Origin of the sequence: Haloferax sulfurifontis, from assembly GCF_014635105.1 — an archaeon.
Taxonomy (GTDB): Archaea; Halobacteriota; Halobacteria; order Halobacteriales; family Haloferacaceae; genus Haloferax; species Haloferax denitrificans.
In genome coordinates, this window is sequence record NZ_BMCI01000001.1 from 839,600 (window position 1) to 860,833 (window position 21,234).

The following is a 21,234-nucleotide window of genomic DNA, read 5'->3' on the forward strand; positions in this document are numbered from 1 at the left end:
CGGATTATGGAACGGACAGGGAAGACCGAGGCGGACGGCGGCGATCGACAGCACAGGCGACGAGACAACTGGGACGCCGTAGAATCAGCACCGACGGGTTCCTACGACGTTGTTGTCGGTGGTTCCGGGATGTCGGCGTCTCTCACGGCGATGATTCTGGGAAAACACGGCCTCGACGTGGTGATGCTGGAAGCCGGGTCGCATCCGCGGTTCGCCGTCGGCGAGGCGATGCTCCCGCAGAGTTCGATGTGGATGTGGATTCTCGGGGAGTACCACGGAATCCCGGAGATTCAGTACCTCAGCGACACGGACGACATCGTCGACAACGTCACGTCGTCGTGCGGCATCAAACACTCCATCGGCTTCGCCTACCACGAACCCGGGCGGAGGGTCGCGCCGGACCACAGCCACCAATTGATTCCGCCGGACCTCCCGTTTTACAGCGAGAGCCACCTCCTGCGCTCAGAGATCGACCGGTATCTGGTTGAGGCCGCCCAGCGGTACGGCGTCGAGTACCTCGACGAGACCGAAATCACCGGCGTGGACATCGGCCGCGACGGGGTGACCGTGACGACCGGACGCGGCGACATCGAGGCGGCGTTCTACGTCGACGGGACCGGGGGAAACTCCGTCCTCGCCGAGGAGATGGGGTACCGCGAGGACGCACCGGCGTTGGAGACGGATTCGCGCGCCATCTTCACGCACGTCGAAGGGCTCGCCCCGTTCGACGAGGTGCTCGACGAGGCTGCCCGCCCCGGACAGTCCAACCGCCTCCACGACGGGACGCTCCACCACGTGTTCGACGGGGGCTGGATGTGGATTATCCCCTTCGACAACTTCGAGCGCTCGGAGGCGAACAAGGCGAGCGTCGGGGTAGTCCTCGACCGAACGCAGTACCCCGTTGACGAGTCGGTCAGCGCCGAGCAAGAGGCCCGACGAATCATCGCCGAGTTCCCCGACATCGAACGACACCTCGAATCAGCGGTGCCGGTGCGGCCGTGGGTTCGAACCGGGAGGCTTCAGCGGACCGCCAGTCAGTCCTCGGGACACCGCCATTATCTGACCAACAACACGTATGGGTTCGTCGACCCGCTGTACGCGGTTGGCCTGGTGAACACCCTCGAATCCGTTTTTGTGTCGACCAACCTGCTTTTGGACGCGTTCGAAGACGGCGAGTTCTCGGTGGCGCGCTTCGCGCCAATCGACGAGATGCACCGCCGTCAGCTTGCGACCAACGACCGGGTCATCAGCAACGCTTACAAGTCGATGGGTGACTTCCGGCTCTGGAACGCGTGGACGCAGATGTGGCTGGGGCAGGTCCTGTTCCACGACCTGTACGTTCAGCGGCACTGCTTCAACTATCTCGCAACGGGGCGACCCGCCGAGTTCGACTCGCTCCTCGCGGAGTCGTCGCCAGGCGACGGCGCTCCCTTTGTCCCGCAGAAGACCGAGATACACCAGCGGATGGCAGAGGTACTGGATGTCTACAGGGACGGAGACGCGAGTGCTGGCGAGGCAGCCGGACTGTTGTTCGCGGAGCTTCGGCGGGCCGACTGGCTTCCGAAGCATGTCTACGCCTGGGGAGACGAGCGTGCACGGCACGTCGATTTCTCTGACCCGGAGTTAGTGGGCAAACTCATCCAGTGGGGGATGACCGAATCACCCGATCAGCTCCGAGCGGAACTGTTCGACTTCCCCGTTCCCGAGATGGTGTAGCCATCGGCTTAGGGTGGGTAGTCACTTTGACTCGGTCCGTGTTTTTTCCTACCGACCCAAGCGGCTCGCGAGGCCGGAGGCTATCGAGCGACTCGTGACAAGCCCGCACCTGACGCCGACCGAGACCGTACGCTTGCACGTCGTTGCGACCGCAGTTCGGTGGGAGATGCGACCGTATTCGTGGACTGGTACTGAGCAGTTCGTTCGTACCACTCGGTGGAGGCGGCAGACCGACGGAGGAGGTCGTTCGTGAGCCACCGACCGCCCTCACACCTTCGGGGGTTCACTCCTCGTCGTCCGAACCGGGAAGCCGTCGAACGGCCCGTTCCCACCGGTCGCGGGCGGCCTGCCCGGGGTCCGCAACCGGGTCGTGGGTGATGTCTTCGGCGGTTCCGAGCCGACTTCCTTCGTCCCGTCCGGTCGCGCGCCGCCACAGCGCGACTCCCGACGCGAAGACGACCGCGGCGAACAGTCCGCCCAAGAAGAGATTGACCGGGTACTGGAGCGCGGGCACGACGAACACGAGCACCAACGCGAGCGCAGTCAGTTGGAACGCGTACAGCAGATAGCTGAACCACGTCCCGGAGAGTGAAACCGTTCGACCCATCGCTCGAGAACGGAGGGGCTCCACCGCCAAAGTGCTTCACACTGCGATGGCTCTGGTGGACTCCTCGGGGAGCGTGCGGTCGGAACTGTGCCGAAATGGGGGGCGTAGCCGAATTACGAGAGCCGGGTGAAAAGTAGGTCAATCACCCTCGAAGCAGTGCGTTCTCGGAGACCGGCTCCGGAAACGTCGACTGCGCCGTGTCGGGCGACAACCACCGTCTGACACTTGACTCGTACTGGGGGTTCGATTGTCGACACCGGGCCTCGGTGAGTGAGCTCGGAACCCCCGGTCGAAACACACTAACGCGAGCGCGCTCGTCAGTCGTCGAGGTACGGCTCACAAACCCGCTCGACACCCTCTTCGAACGAAACCTCGGGCTCCCACCCGGTCGCGTCGTGCATCTTCGAGTAGTCGGCTTTCGTGTCGTGGACGTACACCTCGAACGGATTCTCCACGTAGACGGGCTCGACGTCCGTCTCCAATACCTCGTTAATCATCTCGACCATCTCGTTGAACGAGTAGCTCTCGGCAGTCCCGAGGTTGTAGATGCCCTGCAACCGCTCGTCGGCGGCGAGTTCGATACCGCGGACGATGTCGTCGACGTGGGTGAAGTCACGCGTTTGGGACCCATCGCCGAACAGTTCGGGCGACTCGCCGTTCGCGATCTTGTCGGTGAACTGCGCGACCGTATTCGCGAATTCGCCTTTGTGTTCTTCCGCGCCGCCGAAGCCCTGGTACACCGAGAAGAAACGCATCCCGGCCAACTGCATGTCGTAGTGGTGGTGGAAGTACTCCGCGTAGCGCTCCCGCGCCAGTTTCGACGCCTCGTATCCCGTCCGGGATTCGACGGGCATATCCTCGGGAGAGGGCTCCGTCCGCGACCCGTAAATCGACGACGTCGTCGCGTACACGACGGTATCACAGCCGTCCTTGCGGGCCTGTTCGACCGTGTTGACGAACCCTTCGATGTTGACGCGAGCGCCCTTCGTCGGGTTCTCTTCGTGCATCTTGTACGACGACAGCGCCGCGAGGTGGAACACGACGTCGACGCCTTCGGTCGGCAGGTCGTCGTCGAGCACACTCATGTCGTGGAACTCCACATCGTCATCCAGATTGTCGGGCGTTCCGAGATAGAGGTCGTCGATTGCGATTACGTCGTTGTCGTCGGCCAGAGAGTTCGCGAGGTTCGAACCGATGAAACCGGCACCGCCAGTAACGAGGACTCGTTTGCCGTCCATACGTCGTGGCTCTCGCCAATTGACAAGAACGTATCGGCGCGGTCGTGGAACTCGGGCGAGTTCTCCCGTGGTCTTCGGGGGGCGTCCGACCGGCACCCACCTCTCTACCGGGTGGTTGACTGGCGAATGAAGGCCGGGGTCGCTAACGGTCCACGACGAATCGGAGATTAACACATATATCCGACAACCGCGTGTTTCGGCGGTATATGCAATTCTGTACCGAGTGCGGCTCGATGATGCACACGGAGGGCGACAGGTGGGTGTGTCGTTCCTGCGAGCACGAGGAGCCGCGTGACTCGCGGGCGGAAGCGGCGATGGCGATTCGGGATGGACAGCGAAACGACGGCGCACCTGACGTGGCCGACGCGACGCAGGGCTCAGCCGAGACGATGCAGGAGCCCTGTCCGGCGGACGACTGCGACAGCGACCGGGCCCACTACCAGATGATGCCGAAGCCGGGTGGCTCCTACGAGGTTCGGCTGTTCATCTGCGTCGAGTGCGGCCACAGGTGGCGCGAGTCCTGACTCCCCGGTGGCCCACCACCGACCCACAAACAGCCTACCGCGACGACAACCCCGCCCCCAACCCCGTCCCGAGCGCCACGCCGATTGCGATTCCGAGCGCGAGATTGTCCATCACGAGCCCGAGTGCGACGCCGAAGCCGGTCCCAATCGCAATCCACGTTCCCATCGTCGCCGAGTCGATTCCCCCGTCGTCGGTCCCACTCATGCGTGAACGATCACCGCGAGGCGAGATAGGAGTTCGTGGCGGAGAACCGACAATGGACGCGCACCATCGACAACTAGCTCGACCGAGCGCCGTGACTCGACTGAGGTCTCACAGCCATACAACTGCCACACCGCGACTCGAATCGTCTGTGGGAGTCGTAAAGGCCGAATAGAGACCACAGCGGGGAACAAGAAGATCGCGTGGGGAAACGAGCAGGACGCTCACTCCTCGAGGAAGCCGAGTTGCTCGGCGATCTCCCGCGGGTCGTAGTACATCCGCTCTTCCTGTATTTTCCCGTCGGCGATGACGAACGCGGACATACCCTTGTGCTCGAACGTGCGCCCGGTCGGGGGGAGACCGTTGAAGACGCCGTCCTGCGTCCCCGTTGCGGTCCACTCGGTCATGACCGTCTCGGCGTCTTCGAGGAGGGCCACGGGAGTGATTGTGAAATCGGGGAACGCAGTCCGGAGTTCGCGGACGTACGCTTCGAGCGCGTCCGGCCCGTGCAGTTCACCGCCGGGAGCGCTCGGCTCGTAGGCGACGAACGACTCGGAGACGGCGTCTGTGTTCGCGTCCGCACCGTTCCAGAGCGCGAGGTAGGTGCTCATGGGCTGTTCGTGTCTGGTCGAGACGTTCGAGGTCATTGTCTACGTACCTCGCTAGAGGTAGGTGCCAACCCGGCATATAGTTGTCAGACATCTCTCGTGAATCGAGAACCGGGATTCACCACAGAGAGTAGCTAATTCGCGCCTGTGCGCGACGAAACCGAACTAAGCTATCGGAATATATGAATTTCAATAGAGCGACTTCATCGTCTCAGACGCCCTCGTTGACACGCGACAAACGGTGGCGAAACGGGGAACTGAAGAACCGAACCAGTCCGGTGACGTGGACAGACCGATTCGACGTCGTTCGGACAACCAGACACGGACGTTCCCAGCGAGCGACAATCACGGCGTGAGTTGATACGGTCCGTGAGTCTACGATTACGTAGAGGTGAGAAAGATGATCGAAACGGCGACCGTCGTACTCCAGTGGGGTGGACACGGTCCGATGGGTCCCCACGGCGGCCACGGGGTCGCCGCGGGGGGCGCGACGGCCACCGGCGGCATGGGACTGTGGTGGCTCGCGGTCGGTCTCCTCCTCCTGGTCGTACTCGCAGGGGTGGGTCTCGCGTACGTCAGTCGCGCACGAGCGGGGAGTACCGAGACGAATCCTCCGAAAAAAGCCGACAGCGCCATGCAGGACCTCCGAACGCAGTACGCGCGCGGCGAAATCGACGACGAGGAGTTTACGAACCGAGCGGCCACGTTGAATCTGGAGTGGGGATAGACGGGGGTTCACGCAGAGAACCCGTCGAACGTACCAAAGTCAGATACTTTGTGAAGTCGAAAAACGGATATCAGAGATCCGATATTCTGAGATTGTGTCTACTCTTCTATCTGTTTTCGCAGTGTCGATATGAGAAAAACAACTGGTTCAGATATCACATCCGTAGTCGCTTAAGAGGACAATGCCTTCTGCTCAGAAACAGAATCACTCACAGAAACAGAAAGTAATCCAGCACTTCAGAGTAGATTTTGTAGTCCCGTAACAGAACGGTTTCCGCTACTAATCCGAAGAAGTACAACTCTCTCGTCAATTATTCATTTCCAATATGTTCGTAGTCGTATCTGTCTTGGGCGGTGTTTTCATCAGCACCCAGTTAGTTCCAGACACGACCGCGACGGCCGAGTCCGCTCGGCGGAGAGGCCCACAAAACGGCGGACGACGCCGTCACCGATCGAACGCGTCCGAGCGGTCGAGGAGCTCCGAGACCGACCGTCCGGCGGATTCGACGACGTCGAGCGTCACGCGTCTGGCCTCGTACGGTTCGACGATCGCGCCGGGGCCGCCGACGGTCAGCCGTTCGGTGCCGTCGTCGACGGTGAACGAGTTCTCGATGGGAATCGAGTTCGTCGTCGGTTTCACGAGCCCCTGTGTGATGTCGGTAATCGTCCCGGTGCGCGTTTCGAACGCCTCGTTCGAGTCCGCCGGTCTGAGTTCGAGCTCCGCGACGAGCGTGTAGCCGCGTTTCTGATACCGGGTCGCCGCGAAGATGGCGTGTCGGAAGCGGTCGTACGTCGCCGGAAGCTCGTCGGGTTCGTGGAGGTAAATCTCCTCGGCGAGCGGCCAGTAGTTGCCGAGGAACGACCCCACGAGCGCGGGCGACAGGCGGTCTTCGGTGAAGCTGATCGCCTGGTGGTTCGACCCCCGACCCATGACGAACTCCGGCGGGGAAAACAGCCCGTGGGTCCGGTCGACGCAGACGAGCATCGGGCCGCCGTCGGCCCAGTAGCGGACGACACTGCCGAGCCCCTGCAACGCCGACTCGGAGACGGCGTCGTCCCCGTGGCCGTTGGCGAGGACGAGCGTGAGCACCCCGCGGTCGACGGCGGCCGCCAGCTCGGACGCGAGGTCCGGAAGCAACGACGCCGGCACCGACACGTTGACCTCGTTTTCGGCCTGCTGTACCAGCGATGCGATGCGCTTTTTGACGGTGGACTTGGATTTGATGACCTCGTAGCGACGGTCCTCGCCGGGGTCGGGGTTGTGAATGGCTTCGAGTTGCGTTTCGAGTGAGGACAACTGGTTCGAGAGCTGTCTGACGACGACCGCCGGGTCGACGGCGCGAATCGTCGTCGGCGTCTCGTGGTCGTTGACCTCGACGAGTCCGCGGTCCTCGAACTCCCCGAGGACGTTGTAGACGTAGCGCTTGGACACGCCGGCGCGCTGGGCGAGGTCGCTCGCTTTCGCCTCGCCCTGTTCCAAGAGCGCGACGTACGTGTCGACCTCCTTGTCGGAGAAGCCGAACGCCTTCAGCCGTTCGCGAACGCTTGGTTCATCGATGGTCACTACCCCGCCTTTCGGGACGAGCGATAATTGAACTGTTCGTTGGTGACAGGACTACGAGCGACGCGGCCGGCGGCGATGGTTCGACGGAGGCGGTTCGAACGGCCCCGCGAGGGGGGCTCTACCTGAATCAAGGAGAGAGTCCCGCCGTTCACGGCGGGCGTGAATCCGACAACAGGGACACAACCGCCGACAATGCTCAGTCCGGGGTATCCAAGTTCTCCGCCGCGTGGAGCAACATCCCCTTCCACGTCAGTCCGTTGTGCCGCTTAATCGCCCGTAACCGCTCGTACTGTTCGTCATCCTCTATCTCGATTTGGACCGTCGTTGCCATGCCACCATTGATTAACCATAGGTTTATCAATGTGACGCACGAACCAGTAGTTGATGAAGCGGACCAACACCTTCGAGGTGGTTCCTCTGTCCGACGCGGACGAGGTGTTGCTTCGACGCCTGTTGGACGCTTCTGCCGCTCTCTGGAACGAGATCAACTACGAGCGCCGCGAACACTACGCCGACTCCGACGCGGACGTATGGGACATCAGCGAGTATCGCGGGCGCTACGGTGGCACGCTCGGGGCTTCGACCGTTCAGCAAATCGAACGGAAGAACCGCGAAGCGTGGCGGTCGTTCTTCGCGCTCCAAAAGAAGGGCGAAGCAAACGGCAAGCCCGGATACTGGGGCAACGCCGAGGACGGCCGCGAACTCCGAACGTACATTCGGAACACGTCGTACTCTGTCGAGTGGGGCGAATACTCCCGGCTCGAAATCCTCGTCGGCCAAGACCTGAAAGAGGAGTACGGTCTTGGATACCGCGAGAGGCTTCGGCTCGAAGTCCGGGGCGAACCCAACTGGAAAGAGTACGACAAGCAAGGCCGGTTGGAGTTGTTCTCGGACGAGACTGCACAGACGTTCAGGGCCTTTCAGCCAGTCACCGTAGACAATTCTCGGCTGGCACACCCACTGGCGGACGAAACCGCCGCTCTGGATATTGGTGCGAACAACCTCGTCGCCTGCACGACCACGACCGGCACGCAACTGCTGTACGAGGGGTGCGACCTGTTCGAGCGGTTCCGCGAGACGACGCGAGAAATCGCTCGTCTCCAATCGCTCTTGGACGACGGCAGGTACAGCAGTCACCGGATACGTTCGTTGTACCGCCGTCGGACGCGCCGACGCGACCACGCCCAAGACGCACTCGCACGTGACCTCATAGAACGGTTGCACGACGAAGGCGTCTCCACGGTGTACGTCGGGGCACTCACAGACGTACTCGATACGCATTGGTCGGTCGAAGCGAACGCGAAGACGCACAACTTCTGGGCGTTCCGGCAGTTCATCGACCGACTCGCCTGTACCGCCGAGGAGTATGGTATCTTGGTGGAGGTTCGTTCGGAAGCATGGACCTCTCAAGAGTGTCCGAACTGCGGTTCAACAGATCGGACGACACGCCACCGCGACACGCTGACGTGCCCGTGCGGTTTCGAGGGCCACGCAGACCTCACAGCGTCCGAAACGTTCCTGAGACGTCATCAGAACTCAGAACGTTCTGATTGGCGAACGAGACACGCTGTGTCTCGTCAACGGCAGACCGACGTAGCACGGCCGATGGCACGGCCTGTGCGCCTCAAGTGGAACGACCACGACTGGTCAGAGTCACCACGCTCTTGTTCCAACGAGGAGCGCACGAACCCGCAAGTTGCCTCCGTGGGTCGGTAAGCGATACCCCCAGCGAGAGGAAACCCCGGCGTTCGCGCCGGGGAGGATGTCATTCTTCGGTGTCGTAGGACTCGCCGACCGCCGACGGCACGCGGGTGTAGCCGACGCCGACGAGGACGACGAGCACGGCGACGTAGGGGAACAGCCCGGTGATGCTCCCCGGAAGCGAGATGCCGATGGTCTGCAGTTGAATCTGGAGCATGTCCATCGCCCCGAACAGGAGCGACGCGCCGTAGGTCCCGAGCGGGTTGTAGTTGCCGAAGAGGTACGCGACGATGGCGATCCAGCCGCGGCCGTCGACCATCGTCACGCCGGTGCCGGTGAACCCGCTCCCGATGCCGATAGACAGGACCGCGCCGCCCAGGCCGGCCATGACGCCGGAGAAGATGACCGTCGCGTAGCGGACGCGGTTGACGTCGATGCCGGCGGTGTCGAGCGCCTCGGGGTTCTCGCCGGCCGCCTGGACCCAGTAGCCGTAGCGCGTCCGAAACAGGACGACCCAGGCCGCGACGGCGACAACGATGGTCAGCAAGACGAGCGGCGAGGCGTCGAAGAACAGCCGTCCGAGGACCGGAATCTCGGCGAGGACGGGCACGGAAACCGCGTCGATGTTCGGGAGCGAGGGGCTGGAGACGCCGCCCCACAGCACCGTGGCGGCGAACGGCCCGAAGCCGAGCCCGATGAACCAGACGGCGAGGCCGGCGACGATCTGGTTGGCCTCGTACCGAATCAACAGGACGGCGAACAGCGTCGCCAGCACGCCGGAGACGAGCGCGACCGCGACGAAGGCAACCCAGAGGTGTGCCTGCGTGATACCTTCGCCGCCCGCGAGGAGCCAGGCGACCGCGGCGCCGACGAGCGCGCCGAATATCATGAACCCCTCAAGCCCGATGTTGAACACGCCGCTTTTCTCCGCGTACAGGCCGCCGATGGCCGCGAGCGCGATGGGCGTCGCCGCCTGTAAGGCGCGTTCGAGCGCGCCGACCGTCACGAGGTCCGACCCCGGGAGGTCGGTGAAAAGCAGGAGCGCGATGACGGCGACGAGCCCCCCGAGGACGCCCAACAGCGCCCGGCGGTCGTCGACGAGCGCGCGAGCGGTGCTCATTCGCGGTCACCTCCGAGCGAGGTGTACCGCCCCGCCGCGCGGAACAGCTCCGGCGCGGCGACGAACAGGACGATGAGCCCGATGACGCCGTCGACGAGTTCGCTCGGCACGTCGAGCGTGAAGCCGATGTACTGGCCGCCGGCGTCGAGGCCGCCGAACAGCAGGCCGGCGGGAATCACGCCGAGCGGGTTGTTCGCCGCGAGGAGGCTCACGGCGATGGCGTCGAAGCCGAACGTGGGGAACGTGCTGGGGTCGCTGTAGTAGCCGAGAATCATGATCGCGAAGAGCGCGCCGGCGAGACCGGCGATCATCCCGGAGATGGTCATCGTCCGGACGATCATCCGCTTGGGGTCGACGCCGGAGTACTTCGCCGCGGGCTCCTGATAGCCGCTCGTGACGAGGTCGTAGCCGAAGCCGGTCCGGTCCATCACCAGATAGACGACGGCGACCGTCAGGAGCGCCACCCCGAGGCCGAGGATGGAAAACGACGGGCTCTCGAAGACGAGCCCGGGAAGCCCGACGTAGTCGGGGAACTGTTCGGTGTTCGGCGCGGCGGCACCCTCCGGGCGGAGGTACGCGTCGAGCAGGAAGTAGACGACGCCCGAGGCGATGAAGTTCAGCATGATGGTCGTGATGACCTCGTTCGCGCCGGCGTACGCCTTCATCATCCCCGGGAGCGCCCCGTACGCGCCGCCGGCCGCCAGCGCCAACAGCGCGGCCAGCGCCATCAGCGGAATCGCGGAAATAGACGAGTTCGGGAGCAACGGCGCGGCGAACAGGATACCGAGGGTGGCCGCGAAGCCGCCGACGACGAACTGGCCCTGCACGCCGATGTTGAACACGCCCGCGCGGAACGCGACCGCGACCGCGACGCCCGTCAGAATCAGCATCGACGACTGCCGGAGCATGAACGCGAGGTTCGAGGCGTTCCCGACCGCGCCGTAGACGAGCGACGAGACGAACTCGACGGCGTCGTACCCCGAGGCGGCGACGATGACCGCGCCGATGAGCAACGCGAGCGCGGTGGCGACGAGCGCGATGACGACGCGTTCGAGCACCGACGCGTCGAGCATGTGGTCGGCGATGCGGTCCGCGAGAGACCGGACGCCGGTCGCGGCGTCGCTCACGCGTCGCCCTCCACGCCGCGCGCCGCGCGTTCGGTGCCGTCCCGAGCCCGCCCGGCCATCAGTAAGCCGAGTTCCTCTTCGGTCACGTCGTCGGGGTCGACGGTGTCGACGACCGACCCCTCGTACATGACCGCCGTGCGGTCCGAGAGCTTCTGGACCTCGTCGAGTTTCGACGAGACGAGGAGGATGGCGACGCCCTCCTCCCGCATGTCCTGGAACCGCTGGTGGATGAACTCTATCGAGCCGATGTCGACGCCGCGGGTCGGATGAGCCGCGACGAGCACCGACGGGTCGCGTTCGAGCTCGCGGCCGACGATGAACTTCTGTTGGTTCCCGCCCGAGAGCGATTTCGCGGTCGCCTCGGGGTTCCGCGGGCGCACGTCGTACTCGTCGATGATCTCGTCGGCGTGGTCGCCGATTCGTTGCCAGTCGAGAAACAGGCCGTCGGAGAAGGCGTCCATCGTCTGGTTGCTCAAAAGCGCGTTCCTGACGAGCGTGTAGTCCTGGACGAGGCCCTCTTCGAGCCGGTCGCCGGGGACGTACGAGATGCCGTCTTCGATGCGGCGGCGGCGAGACAGCTCGGTGATGTCGCGCCCCTGAAGCGAGACCGTGCCCCGCTCCGGGGTTCGCATCCCGGTGATGGCCTCGATGAGCTCCTGTTGGCCGTTGCCCTCGACGCCGGCGATGCCGAGAATCTCACCTTCCCGCACGGTGAGGCTCACGTCGCGGACCTGTTCGAGCCCGCGCTCGTCACGGACGGTCACGCCGTCGACGGTGAGCGCGACCTCGCCGGGCGTTCGGTCCGCCGAGTCGACGTCGAAAAGCACCTCGCGGCCGACCATCATGCGGGCGAGTTCGTTCTGTGAGGTCTCCGAGGCGTCGACCGTCCCGACGGCGCTCCCGTCCCGGAGGACGGTGATGTCGTCGGCGGCGTGCATCGCCTCGTCCAGCTTGTGGGTGATGAAGATGAGCGACCGCCCGTCGGCGGTGAGCGCCTCCATCACGTCGAACAGCCCCTCGACCTCTTGGGGCGTCAACACGGCCGTCGGCTCGTCGAGGATGAGCGTGTCGGCGCCCCGATAGAGGCTCTTGACGATTTCGACGTGCTGTTGGATGCCGAGCCCGAGCTCCTCGATTGGCGTGTCGAGATGCTCGTCGACGGAGAAGCCGTAGGTATCGCAGATTTCGGTGATGCGACGGCGGGCCGCCTGCTCGTCGACGAGTCCCCGAGTCGAGGGCTCGTGACCGAGCACGACGTTCTGGAGGACGGTCATGTTGTCGACGAGCTGGAAGTGCTGGTGAATCATCCCGATGCCCGCCGCGATGGCGTCTCTGGGCGAGTCGAACGAGCGGGGCTCGCCGTCGACGGCGATAGTCCCCCCGTTCGGGTCGTACAGGCCGTACAGGACGTTCATCAGGGTCGTCTTGCCCGCGCCGTTCTCCCCGATGACGGCGTGAATCGACCCGCGGTCGAGCGCGAGGTCGACGCTGTCGTTGGCGACGACGTCGCCGAAGCGCTTCGTGATGTCCGTGAGCTGAACTGCTGGTGCGGTCGTGTCTGTCATGGGTTGGAGTCTACGCTGTCAGTAAAAACCCTGCGAGGTGGTGCCATGGCGGCGTCGCTAGCAACCGCTGGCGCTACACGGCACGGTGACGTCGCCGTTGATGATGGCTTCTCTCGCCGCTTCGAGGTTCTCCGTGACCACGTCCGGAAGCTCGCCGCCGACCGCCTGCCCTAAGACGACGCGGACGGCCTCCTCTTCGAGACCGAGGATGTTCGCGCCCTGCACCGCCGACCAGTTGTCCTGAACGGTGGCCTCCGCGACCTCGTAGGTCCCCTCGTTGATGTACTTCACCGCAGAGCCCATGATGACGTCCTCGTACTCGGGGAGCGTGACGGACTGGTCCGCGTCGACGCCGATGGCGAACCGGTTCGCGTCCTGCGCCGCCTGGAACACGCCCTGTCCCGCCGCCGCCGCGGCGTGGTAGACGATGTCCGCGCCGGCGTCGTACTGCGAGGTGGCGATGTTGTTGGCGGTCTGCGTGTCGGTGTAGTTCCCGATGTAACCGACGGTGACGTCGACGTTCTCGTCGACCCACTCGACGCCCGCCCGGTAGGAGCGCTCGAAGGCGTTGATGAGCGAGCCGTCGACGCCGCCGACGAACCCGACGGTGGACGTCTCGGGGTCGAGCGAGTTCCCCTCGTAGGAGAGTTCGCGGGTCGTCATCGTCCCCGCCAGCACGCCCGCCTGGAACGACATCTGGTGGTTCGCCCACGTGTAGCCAGCGACGTTCGGCTGGTCGATGGAGTCGTTTATCAGCATCCAGTTCTGGTCCGGATACGCCTCGGCGTTCGTCTGGAGCGCCTGCGTGTGGTTGTAGCTGACGAGCACGACGAGGTCGTAGTCGGGGTTCGTGCTCTCGGCGAGCCGAGACTGAACCGTCTGGTAGTTCGACTGGTTCGTCTCCTCGACCTGCTGAATCTCGATGTCGTACTCCTCGGCCGCCGTCTGAAGCCCCTGAAGCGCGAGGTCGTTGAACGCTTGGTCGCCGAAACCGGCCGGACTGGAGACGATAGCGACGTTCGTCGTCTCGCCGCCCGACCCGCCGCTTTCGGTCGTCTCGCCGCTGGTCTCCGAGTCGTCGCCGCCGCCGTCGTCCGCGGCGGCTGTCGTGGTCTCTTCGGAGTCGTCCCCCGAGAGACAGCCCGCGACCCCTGCTATCGCCGCGAGGCTGATTCCCGATTTGAGAACGTCGCGGCGCTCGACGCCGCGTCGCGTTTCCCGAGTCCCTGTCTCGTCTGCCGAATCGCCTGCACCAGTGTCCCTTGTTGCCATTGTGTTGCCTCAGACTCACTCAATCCTGAGTAACATAAATAATTATGCGCTATTTTCGCATGGTAAACGGGTGAGACGAAAGTGTGAGATATTCGTTTATCGCACGTCCGCCCGTAAACGGACGGGGGTCGTACAGACCCGGACGCGCGCGGGACCGTTCGGCGTCCGCTCGACCTAGTTTCCGAACGCGACTGGGCGACAATTCACCGAATCGTCAATTTAGACCGGGGGATTAATGATAATCACACGCAAAAGATTCGGAGATGACCTACGAGAACCTCGATTCCGACCTCATCAACGCGCTCCTCGAAGACGGGCGGCGCAGTCTCCGGAGCCTCGCCGAAGAACTCGACGTGTCGGTGACGACCGTCTCGAACCACCTGCGAGACCTCGAAGACGAGGGAATCATCGAGGGCTACACGCCCCGGGTCGACTACGACGCGCTGGGCTACGACGTGACCGCGGTCATGCACCTCAAAGTAGAGGGGAGCGCCCTCTCGGAGGTCACCGAACTGCTCGCCGACGAGCCGCAGATGGTCTCGGTGTACGAAGTCACCGGTGACTACGACGTGCTCGCGGTCGGGAAGTTCAAGAACACCGACGACATGAACCGCCAGATCAAGGCGCTGTTGAGCGAGGCCCCGATTCGGGAGTCGAACACGAGCGTCGTCCTCAACGCGGTCTCCGAAAACGAGCAGTTCAGCCTCGGCGACGACGACGCCTGAGGCGGCTCAGTCGACGCGGAACTCGAACCGCGCACCTCCTTCGGACCCCTCCGAGACCGTCACCTCCCAGCCGTGTGTGGCCGCGACCTGCGAGACGATGTTCAGGCCGAAGCCGGTCCCCTGCGGCGACGTGGTGTAGCCGGCTTCGAACACGGTGTCGCGGTCCTCCGGAGGGATTCCCACGCCGTCGTCTTCGACGAAGAACCCGCGGTCGGTCTCGCCGACGGTGACGGTCACACCGCCGTCGGCGGAACCGCGTTCGGTGGCGTCACCAGACGCGGTCCGGTTGCCCGTCGAGCCGTGCTCGACGGCGTCGTCGGACTCCGTCCGGCGGCCTGTAGAACCGTGTTCCACAGCGTTCCGAAACAGGTTTTCGAGGAGTTGCTGGAGTTGGTCGCGGTCAGCGTCGACGACGGTGTCGGTCTCGACGGCCAACGTCGCGCCGTCGGTCACCACGTTCTGCCAGCACGTCCGCGCGAGGTCGGACAGCGCGACCGGTTCGACCGTCATGGCGTCGTCGCCGTCTCGGGCGAGCACGAGCAGGTCGCTGATGAGGTCGTCCATGCGGTCCAGCGCGCGGTCGATATCGTCGATGTGATGGCTGTCGCAGTCGTCTCCGAGGAGTTCGAGCCGGCCCACCGCGACCTGCAGTGGGTTGCGGAGGTCGTGACTCACGACGCTCGTAAAGCGGTCGAGTCGCTCGTTCTGCTCGACGAGTTCGGCCTCGCGCGCCTTCTGCTCGCTGATGTCGCGAATCATCGCGACGAACAGGTCCTCCCCGGCGAGGTTGAGCTGGATGAGGTGCGCCTCGGTGGGGAACGTCGTGCCGTCGCGGCGTTCGAGCGCGCCTTCGAACCGCTGTGGCTCGTTCGTCGGGAGGTCCGCCCAGAACGACTCCGAGCGGTCCCGTTCGGAAGAGGGGTCGAGGTCCCAGACGGTCTTGCCGACGAGTTCCGACTCGCTGTAACCCAGTTCCTCGCACATCCGCTGGTTCACGTCTTGGATGGTGCCGTCGTCTTCGTGGACGACGACGAGGTCCGGCGAGTGTTCGAACAGGGCTTCGAGTCGCGCGGTGTTCGAACGCAAGAGCTCCTCGTAGGTCTTCCGCGGCGTGATGTCGTCTTGGAAGCCGACGAAGAACTCGACCGCGCCGTCGTCGTCGAAGATGGGCGCGACGCGCACGCGGTTCCAGAACTCGGTGCCGTCTTTGCGGTAGTTCAGTAGCTCGGTCGTCACGGGCCTGCGCTCTTCGACCGCCGACCGGAGTTCGGCGACGGCCGCCTCGTCCGTCCGCTCGCCCTGCAGGAACCGACAGTTCCGTCCGAGGGCTTCGTCACGGCCGTACCCGGTGAGTTCGGCGAACTGCTCGTTGGCGTAGACGATGGGGTTGTCCGCCGCGTGGGGGTCGGTGAGGACGATTCCGACGGGCGCTTCGTCCATCGCTCGTTCCCTGACCGACAGGCGCGTTTCGAGCGTCTCGCCCCGCGGCGTCCGAGCGGTCCGGGTGCGCTCGACGGCGTTCTCGATACGGGTGGCCAGGAGTCGGTACTGGGTCGCGTCGTCGCCCTTCCGGAGGTACTCGGTCGCGCCCGCGGAGAACGCCTCGTCCGCGACCTCCTCGCGGCCCCGCTCGGTAAAGAGAATAAACGGCAGGTCGGGGAACTCGTCGCGGACCCGCGACAACACGTCGAAGCCGTCGAGGTCGGGCATGTCGTAGTCGCAGACGACGCAGTCGAACGCCGCGTCGCCGCTCCGAATCCGGTCGAGCGCGGCCCGCGGGTCCGACTCGGTATGGACGGTGAGTCGCCCGCACTCGCGTTCCAGTTGCGACGCGGCGCGCGCCGCGAAGTCGCGGTCGTCTTCGACGTAGAGAACGTCGATAGACGCCGACACCGAGAGCGAACGCGACGCGTCACGAGACGGGTCCATACGCGGCGGAACATGACGCCACGAGACTATAATGGTGATGCTAAACGAAGACGTGCCGCAGTCACGGCCGCGTCAGAATCCCGTCTGACGAGATTCCGTCAAGCGAGACGTGCGCGTCGGTACGACGAGAGCCGCGCGCCCGTCGGTACGGGACCGCGCACTACTGGTTCGCGCGCTTGCGAGTCCGGCGACGGGGGAACGCGGATTCGGGAGACGCGGGAACAATAAAAACGCATCGAGTGGTTCGTAACCAGAGCCCTTATAATTTTGAATCCGCTTTCAAACGGTGATGACAACCCCCGACGAATCCGAACCCAACACGCCATCGCGGCTCGCCCGCGCCCTCTTCGCGAGCGGCCTCGCCGTCCTGGCGATTCGCAACCTGACCGACCTCGACGGCCGCATCGCCTACGCGGAGGCGAAGGGCGTCCCCGAGGCGGACCGCCTCGTCCCCGCCGCGAGCGGCCTGCTCCTCGGTGGGAGTATCGGCATCGGCCTCTGGAAGCTCCCCAAGCTCGCCTCCGCGAGCGTCGCGGCGTTCTTCGCCGGCGTCACGCCGACGATGCACGACTTCTGGGCCGTCGACGACGACGCCCGCGACGAGGAACTCACGTCGTTCCTCCAGAACCTGACGCTGTTCGGCGCGGCGCTCGCGTTCTTCAAGCGCGCCTCGGACGAGTAACGACGGACCGACACACAACCCCTCGTTGTTCTGCGGTCACACATCGATTGCGTCATCGCCCCTCGCTTCAGCCTCGCGTCTGAGCGTGTAGAGATTGAGCAGTCCGACGATGACCCACCCGGCCGCGATGAGCGGTGAGTCGTCGACGAGCCAGTACACCGCATAGAAGAACGCGGCGAGGACGAGGAACTGTTGGAGGCGGGCGCGTCGAGACACGAGTCCAGAGACGCTCGCCACGGTCGTAGTTCTTGTTCGCGTCGGGGACACCCCACCGTTTCCAGTATATCGGCGGTGCCCCCGAGCATCACGTCAAGACGGGGGCGCGTCGTCGGCGTCGACCGGGCGATGGAAGCCGACGAAGAACTCGACCGCGCCGTCGTCGTCCCGAATCGGGCGAACGTCGAGGCGGTTCCGGAAGGGCTCGCCGTCGGCGTCGTAAGTGCGAATCTCCGTGGATATCAGCTCGCCGGCCTCGACGGCCGCCCGAATCTCGGCGACCGCCTCCGGGTCCGTCTCGGGACCGTAGAGGAACCGGCAGTTGCGCCCCGTCACCGACTCGGCGTCGTAGCCCGTGAGCGTCTCGAACGCCTCGTTGAGATAGACGACGGGGTCGTCGGGTAGCGAGGGGTCGATGGCGGCGATGCCGACGTCGACGGCGTCGAGCACCCGGTCTTTCAGTTCGACTTCCGCCCGGAGCGTGTCGATTTCGGTGAGTTCCCGAACGATACAGACGTGTCCCCCGTCGTCCATCTGCGTCAGCACGAGGCGCTCCGGAACCGGCTCGCCGCCCTTGGTGAGGCCGGTCGAAAAACCCCGCCACGACCCCTCGGCTTCGAGTTGCGGGAGGATTTCGTCGTGGAACCGCCGGGCCTCGTCGTCCGGGTAGAGGATGGCCCAGTGTTCGCCGATGAGTTCGGTCCGGTCGCGGTCGTAGAGCGCGGCGTACGCCTCGTTGAGGTACTGGTAGACGCCGTCGCCGTCGATGATGCCGATTCCCTCCTCGGCCGATTCGATCGCGAGAAAGCCGCGTCGCATGTGCGTCTCGGCCCAGTACTTCTCGACGAGGTTCGAGACCTTGTTCGCCAAGACGGGATACTCCTCGGGACCGCCCTTCTGGAGGTACTCGTCGACGCCGGCGGAGATGGCGCGACTCGCGATCTCCTCGCTCCCCTTGCCGGTAAAGAGGACGAACGGGAGCTCGATGCCCCGCTCGCGCGCCGCCGTCAGGAGTTCGAGCCCGTCCATCCCCGGCATGTCGTAGTCGCTGACGATACAGTCGTACTCCCCGCCGACGAGTTCGTCGAGCGCCGACCCGGGGTCGGTGTGCGTCGCCGTCTCGACGTCGTCGAGTTCGCGTTCGAGAAAGGTCGCGGACAGCTCCACCATCGCCTCGTTATCGTCGACCAACAGGATTCGCATCGCACGTCGCTCCGCGCTGAACGGAGCGATACCGTGGAGTGGAGACACGTCCATACGTCTGTAGCGTCGCTTCAAGGCATAAAAACAGCTCGGGCGTCGGTCATCTGCGACGACCGAGCGCCCCGGACGAGCCCAAGCCACTCGACTCGCTGTCGGAAGGCGAGCGAGCGGACGCCTGTATAGAATATATATTACTAGAGGATACCGACAGCAATAAACTATATGCGATGTGACACAGTTGACATCAACATATGGAAGTGGCCAGGAACGTCCGAGAGCTCGCGGCGGTTCTCGAACAGGTTACGGAGACGACCGGAGCGGTCTGCGAGCTCGAGTTGGCGAGCGGGAGGGACTCGGCCGTTGACGGTGCCGTGGCTTCGGTCACCGTCGAGTACGACCTCTCGTCGGAGTGCGCGGTCGACCCGGACCGGCTCTCCGTCTCGTCGCCGTCGGCGTCGGTCACAGATGGCCGGCTTCGGCTCGGACTCGACGTGGCGCTCGCACCCCCGGCGAGCGGCGACGCCGACCCGCAATCGGCGTCGGCCGGCCGCACCGCCGAGCGCGACTCCGGATCGACCAAACCGACCGAACCGGCCGAGCCGACGGTCGCCCGAGCCGACGGTTCCGGGACGCACGACGCGGCGGGTGGCGCCCCCGTCGGGGCCGGCGTGTCGCCACCGACGATGGAGTCCGCAATCTCGACGGGGAGCGACGGAACACCGAAGGGTGACCGACCTGCATCCGCGTCGAGGGGCGACGCCACCGAAGCCGAGACCGAAACGAGCGCGGACGCCAGCACGACGACGGAGCCGGCGGTGGACGCGGACGCAAAAGCGGACACGGATGCGGAGCCGGAGCCGGAGCCGGAGCCGGAGCGCGACGCGGTCCCGGCGCATCACGACCCGGTTCGGCTTCGGGAGGTCTACGAGACCTGCGAGACGTTCAAGGAGATGACCGCCGCTCTCGGGGTCGACGTGACCTCGCAGACGGTCCGCAACCAGATGATTCGACGCGGGATTCACGAGCCGGAGTCCTACGGACAGTCGACCGAGACGACGGCTTCGAGCGGGACAAGCGACGCGGGCGACGGGGCGCGGACACCGGAGCCGCGCGTCGCTGACGACGAGAGTTCGGCCGGGGCAGACCCGCCAGCCGAGGCGAGAGGCGAGGCGGCCGCCGACCCGACGGGGCCGGTTGACCTCCCGCCGCTTCCCGCGTCGGTGGCCTCGCTCGACTGCTCAACCGAAGACGTGTGTGCGGCCGTCGCGGGTGCGAAGACGCTGTACGAAGTCGAGCGCCGCCTCGGACTCGACCGCGCCGAGGTCCGCGACGTCCTGACTGCGCTCGACCTCCTCGACCTCGTCACCGGACGGATGGCCCGGCGCGACCGGTCGGCGGCGAGTCCCGCCGACGTTCGAACGCGAGTGCGCGCCGCGTTCGACGGAGAGTCCGAGTGAACCTTCCAAGTGAACCGGCCGGACGACCACCGGCGCGGCGGGAGGAGCGTCTCGTCCGCGACGGCCGACGCCGGAAGCGACGCCGAACTACCCCGAAAGACGACCGAATACCTCTGCTCGCAGATTATAGCTGAGATTTGATAGTTCTCGCTGTGCGGCCGTGACGCGCTCCGCAACTCGGCCGGAAGCGCGGTCACCGGCGTCAGTGAGTGCGCCCGAGAGGCACATCCAGTCGGGCTGACCAGCACGTTCGACACCCGGCCGCGTGCCGTCCGGAACCCACGAGCACGCGGTGCGGATACGGCTCGAACGGCACACGGCTCGAACGGCACGAAACCGGACACTGGCAGACGTTTCGCGTTGACCCATTCGGCCGCCGAGAACGTCCATCTCTCGTCGCTGTTCCCGAGGTCGTCGCAGAACGTCTCCCGTCCGTATTCGCCGGCCTCGGCGGCCGAGTGGTGAGTTCTGAGAACGAACTCCTGCATCGGTGACCGCCCGACCACGAAGCGGGACCCCGCACGCGACGCCGGACGCCTCTTCGGGAAACTCTCGGGTGAGCGCCGGTGTGTCTCCGTCCATCCGATTCAGCCGGGTCGCCGACCCTCTCTTCGAGGTTTTACATTCAGATGATAGTTTTATTGACCTATCGCGTTAGTAATGCTTTTCGGGACGCGGCTTCCGACCGAGTATTGTGTTTTCGCGCACAGCGCCACGGACAGTTTTCACAGCCTCACTATTCACAGCCTCACTATAACGTCGGTACTAGCGTTATACTCTATCCGCGACACTCCCCCTATAGTAATCGTTAGAATTTTTTACTCGGAGACTCTTGCAAGAGATAGTGAACCATCTCGACGAGATTTCCGTCGAGGAACTGCAAGACGCTCTCGACAACGTGGACGGAAAGAAGCCGACACAACGGCTCTTAGCGGCTATCGCGTACAAGAACGGTGTCACGCAGACCGAGCTAGCCCAGTGGTACGATGTTCAGCGCCGGACGATCTACAGCTGGCTCAAGCGACTCGACACCGACGAGTCGCTTGAGCAAG

The 21,234-nt window shown here is 64.6% G+C and carries 21 protein-coding genes; 8 read left to right on the forward strand and 13 right to left on the reverse strand.

Annotated features, from left to right (window positions below; translation table 11 throughout):
- Window positions 1–6: 6 nt before the first annotated feature.
- A complete protein-coding gene (locus IEV64_RS04315; RefSeq protein WP_188423235.1) occupies window positions 7–1,716 on the forward strand; it encodes an NAD(P)/FAD-dependent oxidoreductase in 1,710 nt (569 codons plus the stop codon).
- A gap of 283 nt (window positions 1,717–1,999) precedes the next feature.
- On the opposite strand, the gene IEV64_RS04320 is transcribed toward IEV64_RS04315, so the two are convergent.
- Both IEV64_RS04320 and IEV64_RS04325 read right to left on the reverse strand, forming a co-directional pair.
- Window positions 2,000–2,323, reverse strand: coding sequence for a DUF8000 family membrane protein (locus IEV64_RS04320; RefSeq protein ID WP_188423236.1), 324 nt, complete (start codon window positions 2,321–2,323; stop codon window positions 2,000–2,002).
- A gap of 317 nt (window positions 2,324–2,640) precedes the next feature.
- A complete protein-coding gene (locus IEV64_RS04325) occupies window positions 2,641–3,561 on the reverse strand; it encodes an NAD-dependent epimerase/dehydratase family protein (RefSeq protein WP_188423237.1) in 921 nt (306 codons plus the stop codon).
- A 206-nt stretch (window positions 3,562–3,767) separates the two neighbouring features.
- Between IEV64_RS04325 and IEV64_RS04330 the strand changes: the two genes are divergently transcribed.
- Complete coding sequence (locus IEV64_RS04330) at window positions 3,768–4,085, forward strand: RPA12/RPB9/RPC11 RNA polymerase family protein (protein WP_188423238.1); 318 nt, start codon at window positions 3,768–3,770, stop codon at window positions 4,083–4,085.
- A 34-nt stretch (window positions 4,086–4,119) separates the two neighbouring features.
- Here IEV64_RS04330 and IEV64_RS04335 read toward each other — a convergent pair whose 3' ends face one another.
- Together IEV64_RS04335 and IEV64_RS04340 are read right to left on the reverse strand one after the other, a co-directional pair.
- Window positions 4,120–4,290: a glycine zipper domain-containing protein gene (locus IEV64_RS04335; RefSeq protein WP_188423239.1), complete on the reverse strand. Its 171-nt coding sequence runs from the start codon at window positions 4,288–4,290 to the stop codon at window positions 4,120–4,122.
- Between the two features lie 221 nt (window positions 4,291–4,511).
- Window positions 4,512–4,934, reverse strand: a complete 423-nt coding sequence (locus tag IEV64_RS04340; RefSeq protein WP_188423240.1) for an ester cyclase — start codon at window positions 4,932–4,934, stop codon at window positions 4,512–4,514.
- Between the two features lie 361 nt (window positions 4,935–5,295).
- Between IEV64_RS04340 and IEV64_RS04345 the strand changes: the two genes are divergently transcribed.
- Window positions 5,296–5,622, forward strand: coding sequence for an SHOCT domain-containing protein (locus tag IEV64_RS04345; RefSeq protein WP_007276034.1), 327 nt, complete (start codon window positions 5,296–5,298; stop codon window positions 5,620–5,622).
- A 444-nt stretch (window positions 5,623–6,066) separates the two neighbouring features.
- Here IEV64_RS04345 and IEV64_RS04350 read toward each other — a convergent pair whose 3' ends face one another.
- A complete protein-coding gene (locus tag IEV64_RS04350) occupies window positions 6,067–7,185 on the reverse strand; it encodes a TrmB family transcriptional regulator (protein ID WP_007276035.1) in 1,119 nt (372 codons plus the stop codon).
- 196 nt (window positions 7,186–7,381) lie between these two features.
- Window positions 7,382–7,516: a hypothetical protein gene (locus IEV64_RS19935; protein WP_007276028.1), complete on the reverse strand. Its 135-nt coding sequence runs from the start codon at window positions 7,514–7,516 to the stop codon at window positions 7,382–7,384.
- Between the two features lie 53 nt (window positions 7,517–7,569).
- Here IEV64_RS19935 and IEV64_RS04355 point away from each other — a divergent pair, with 53 nt between their 5' ends.
- Window positions 7,570–8,901: an RNA-guided endonuclease InsQ/TnpB family protein gene (locus tag IEV64_RS04355; RefSeq protein ID WP_188423241.1), complete on the forward strand. Its 1,332-nt coding sequence runs from the start codon at window positions 7,570–7,572 to the stop codon at window positions 8,899–8,901.
- A gap of 49 nt (window positions 8,902–8,950) precedes the next feature.
- Here the strand turns inward: IEV64_RS04355 and IEV64_RS04360 are convergent, their stop codons facing one another.
- From IEV64_RS04360 to IEV64_RS04375, 4 genes are read right to left on the reverse strand one after another with little or no spacing between them, the layout of a single operon-like run.
- Window positions 8,951–10,006 (reverse strand): ABC transporter permease, encoded by a 1,056-nt coding sequence (locus IEV64_RS04360; RefSeq protein ID WP_007276036.1) that lies wholly within the window; start codon window positions 10,004–10,006, stop codon window positions 8,951–8,953.
- A complete protein-coding gene (locus IEV64_RS04365; protein WP_007276037.1) occupies window positions 10,003–11,133 on the reverse strand; it encodes an ABC transporter permease in 1,131 nt (376 codons plus the stop codon). Before IEV64_RS04365 ends, IEV64_RS04360 begins: the two co-directional genes overlap by 4 nt.
- Window positions 11,130–12,698, reverse strand: coding sequence for an ABC transporter ATP-binding protein (locus IEV64_RS04370; protein WP_188423242.1), 1,569 nt, complete (start codon window positions 12,696–12,698; stop codon window positions 11,130–11,132). The genes IEV64_RS04365 and IEV64_RS04370 overlap by 4 nt, the downstream gene beginning before the upstream one ends.
- 57 nt (window positions 12,699–12,755) lie before the next feature.
- Entirely contained in the window at window positions 12,756–13,970 is a 1,215-nt protein-coding gene (locus IEV64_RS04375) for a BMP family lipoprotein (RefSeq protein WP_188423243.1), read from the reverse strand.
- Window positions 13,971–14,233: 263 nt separating this feature from the next.
- On the opposite strand from IEV64_RS04375, the gene lrp reads away from it, so the two are divergent.
- Complete coding sequence (lrp, locus tag IEV64_RS04380; RefSeq protein ID WP_004967301.1) at window positions 14,234–14,695, forward strand: HTH-type transcriptional regulator Lrp; 462 nt, start codon at window positions 14,234–14,236, stop codon at window positions 14,693–14,695.
- 6 nt (window positions 14,696–14,701) lie between these two features.
- Here lrp and IEV64_RS04385 read toward each other — a convergent pair whose 3' ends face one another.
- Window positions 14,702–16,624: a PAS domain S-box protein gene (locus IEV64_RS04385; protein ID WP_188423244.1), complete on the reverse strand. Its 1,923-nt coding sequence runs from the start codon at window positions 16,622–16,624 to the stop codon at window positions 14,702–14,704.
- Between the two features lie 289 nt (window positions 16,625–16,913).
- Between IEV64_RS04385 and IEV64_RS04390 the strand changes: the two genes are divergently transcribed.
- Complete coding sequence (locus tag IEV64_RS04390; RefSeq protein WP_004967305.1) at window positions 16,914–17,306, forward strand: hypothetical protein; 393 nt, start codon at window positions 16,914–16,916, stop codon at window positions 17,304–17,306.
- A gap of 36 nt (window positions 17,307–17,342) precedes the next feature.
- Here IEV64_RS04390 and IEV64_RS04395 read toward each other — a convergent pair whose 3' ends face one another.
- Both IEV64_RS04395 and IEV64_RS04400 read right to left on the reverse strand, forming a co-directional pair.
- Window positions 17,343–17,522, reverse strand: coding sequence for a hypothetical protein (locus tag IEV64_RS04395; RefSeq protein WP_049920648.1), 180 nt, complete (start codon window positions 17,520–17,522; stop codon window positions 17,343–17,345).
- 93 nt (window positions 17,523–17,615) lie between these two features.
- Window positions 17,616–18,779, reverse strand: coding sequence for a PAS domain-containing protein (locus tag IEV64_RS04400; RefSeq protein ID WP_049920649.1), 1,164 nt, complete (start codon window positions 18,777–18,779; stop codon window positions 17,616–17,618).
- 197 nt (window positions 18,780–18,976) lie between these two features.
- On the opposite strand from IEV64_RS04400, the gene IEV64_RS04405 reads away from it, so the two are divergent.
- Both IEV64_RS04405 and IEV64_RS04410 read left to right on the forward strand, forming a co-directional pair.
- Window positions 18,977–20,182, forward strand: a complete 1,206-nt coding sequence (locus tag IEV64_RS04405; RefSeq protein WP_188423245.1) for a DUF8073 domain-containing protein — start codon at window positions 18,977–18,979, stop codon at window positions 20,180–20,182.
- Window positions 20,183–21,026: 844 nt separating this feature from the next.
- A partial coding sequence (locus IEV64_RS04410) for a helix-turn-helix domain-containing protein (protein ID WP_188423246.1) occupies window positions 21,027–21,234 on the forward strand: 208 nt, incomplete at its 3' end.

What these genes read in the sequence shown, in the direction of transcription:
- IEV64_RS04315 (WP_188423235.1), top strand. Translation starts at nt 7, where the DNA reads ATGGAACGGACAGGGAAGACCGAGGCGGACGGCGGCGATCGACAGCAC.
- IEV64_RS04320 (WP_188423236.1), bottom strand. Translation starts at nt 2,323, where the DNA reads ATGGGTCGAACGGTTTCACTCTCCGGGACGTGGTTCAGCTATCTGCTG.
- IEV64_RS04325 (WP_188423237.1), bottom strand. Translation starts at nt 3,561, where the DNA reads ATGGACGGCAAACGAGTCCTCGTTACTGGCGGTGCCGGTTTCATCGGT.
- IEV64_RS04330 (WP_188423238.1), top strand. Translation starts at nt 3,768, where the DNA reads ATGCAATTCTGTACCGAGTGCGGCTCGATGATGCACACGGAGGGCGAC.
- IEV64_RS04335 (WP_188423239.1), bottom strand. Translation starts at nt 4,290, where the DNA reads ATGAGTGGGACCGACGACGGGGGAATCGACTCGGCGACGATGGGAACG.
- IEV64_RS04340 (WP_188423240.1), bottom strand. Translation starts at nt 4,934, where the DNA reads ATGACCTCGAACGTCTCGACCAGACACGAACAGCCCATGAGCACCTAC.
- IEV64_RS04345 (WP_007276034.1), top strand. Translation starts at nt 5,296, where the DNA reads ATGATCGAAACGGCGACCGTCGTACTCCAGTGGGGTGGACACGGTCCG.
- IEV64_RS19935 (WP_007276028.1), bottom strand. Translation starts at nt 7,516, where the DNA reads ATGGCAACGACGGTCCAAATCGAGATAGAGGATGACGAACAGTACGAG.
- IEV64_RS04355 (WP_188423241.1), top strand. Translation starts at nt 7,570, where the DNA reads ATGAAGCGGACCAACACCTTCGAGGTGGTTCCTCTGTCCGACGCGGAC.
- IEV64_RS04360 (WP_007276036.1), bottom strand. Translation starts at nt 10,006, where the DNA reads ATGAGCACCGCTCGCGCGCTCGTCGACGACCGCCGGGCGCTGTTGGGC.
- IEV64_RS04370 (WP_188423242.1), bottom strand. Translation starts at nt 12,698, where the DNA reads ATGACAGACACGACCGCACCAGCAGTTCAGCTCACGGACATCACGAAG.
- IEV64_RS04375 (WP_188423243.1), bottom strand. Translation starts at nt 13,970, where the DNA reads ATGGCAACAAGGGACACTGGTGCAGGCGATTCGGCAGACGAGACAGGG.
- lrp (WP_004967301.1), top strand. Translation starts at nt 14,234, where the DNA reads ATGACCTACGAGAACCTCGATTCCGACCTCATCAACGCGCTCCTCGAA.
- IEV64_RS04385 (WP_188423244.1), bottom strand. Translation starts at nt 16,624, where the DNA reads ATGGACCCGTCTCGTGACGCGTCGCGTTCGCTCTCGGTGTCGGCGTCT.
- IEV64_RS04390 (WP_004967305.1), top strand. Translation starts at nt 16,914, where the DNA reads ATGACAACCCCCGACGAATCCGAACCCAACACGCCATCGCGGCTCGCC.
- IEV64_RS04400 (WP_049920649.1), bottom strand. Translation starts at nt 18,779, where the DNA reads ATGGACGTGTCTCCACTCCACGGTATCGCTCCGTTCAGCGCGGAGCGA.
- IEV64_RS04405 (WP_188423245.1), top strand. Translation starts at nt 18,977, where the DNA reads ATGGAAGTGGCCAGGAACGTCCGAGAGCTCGCGGCGGTTCTCGAACAG.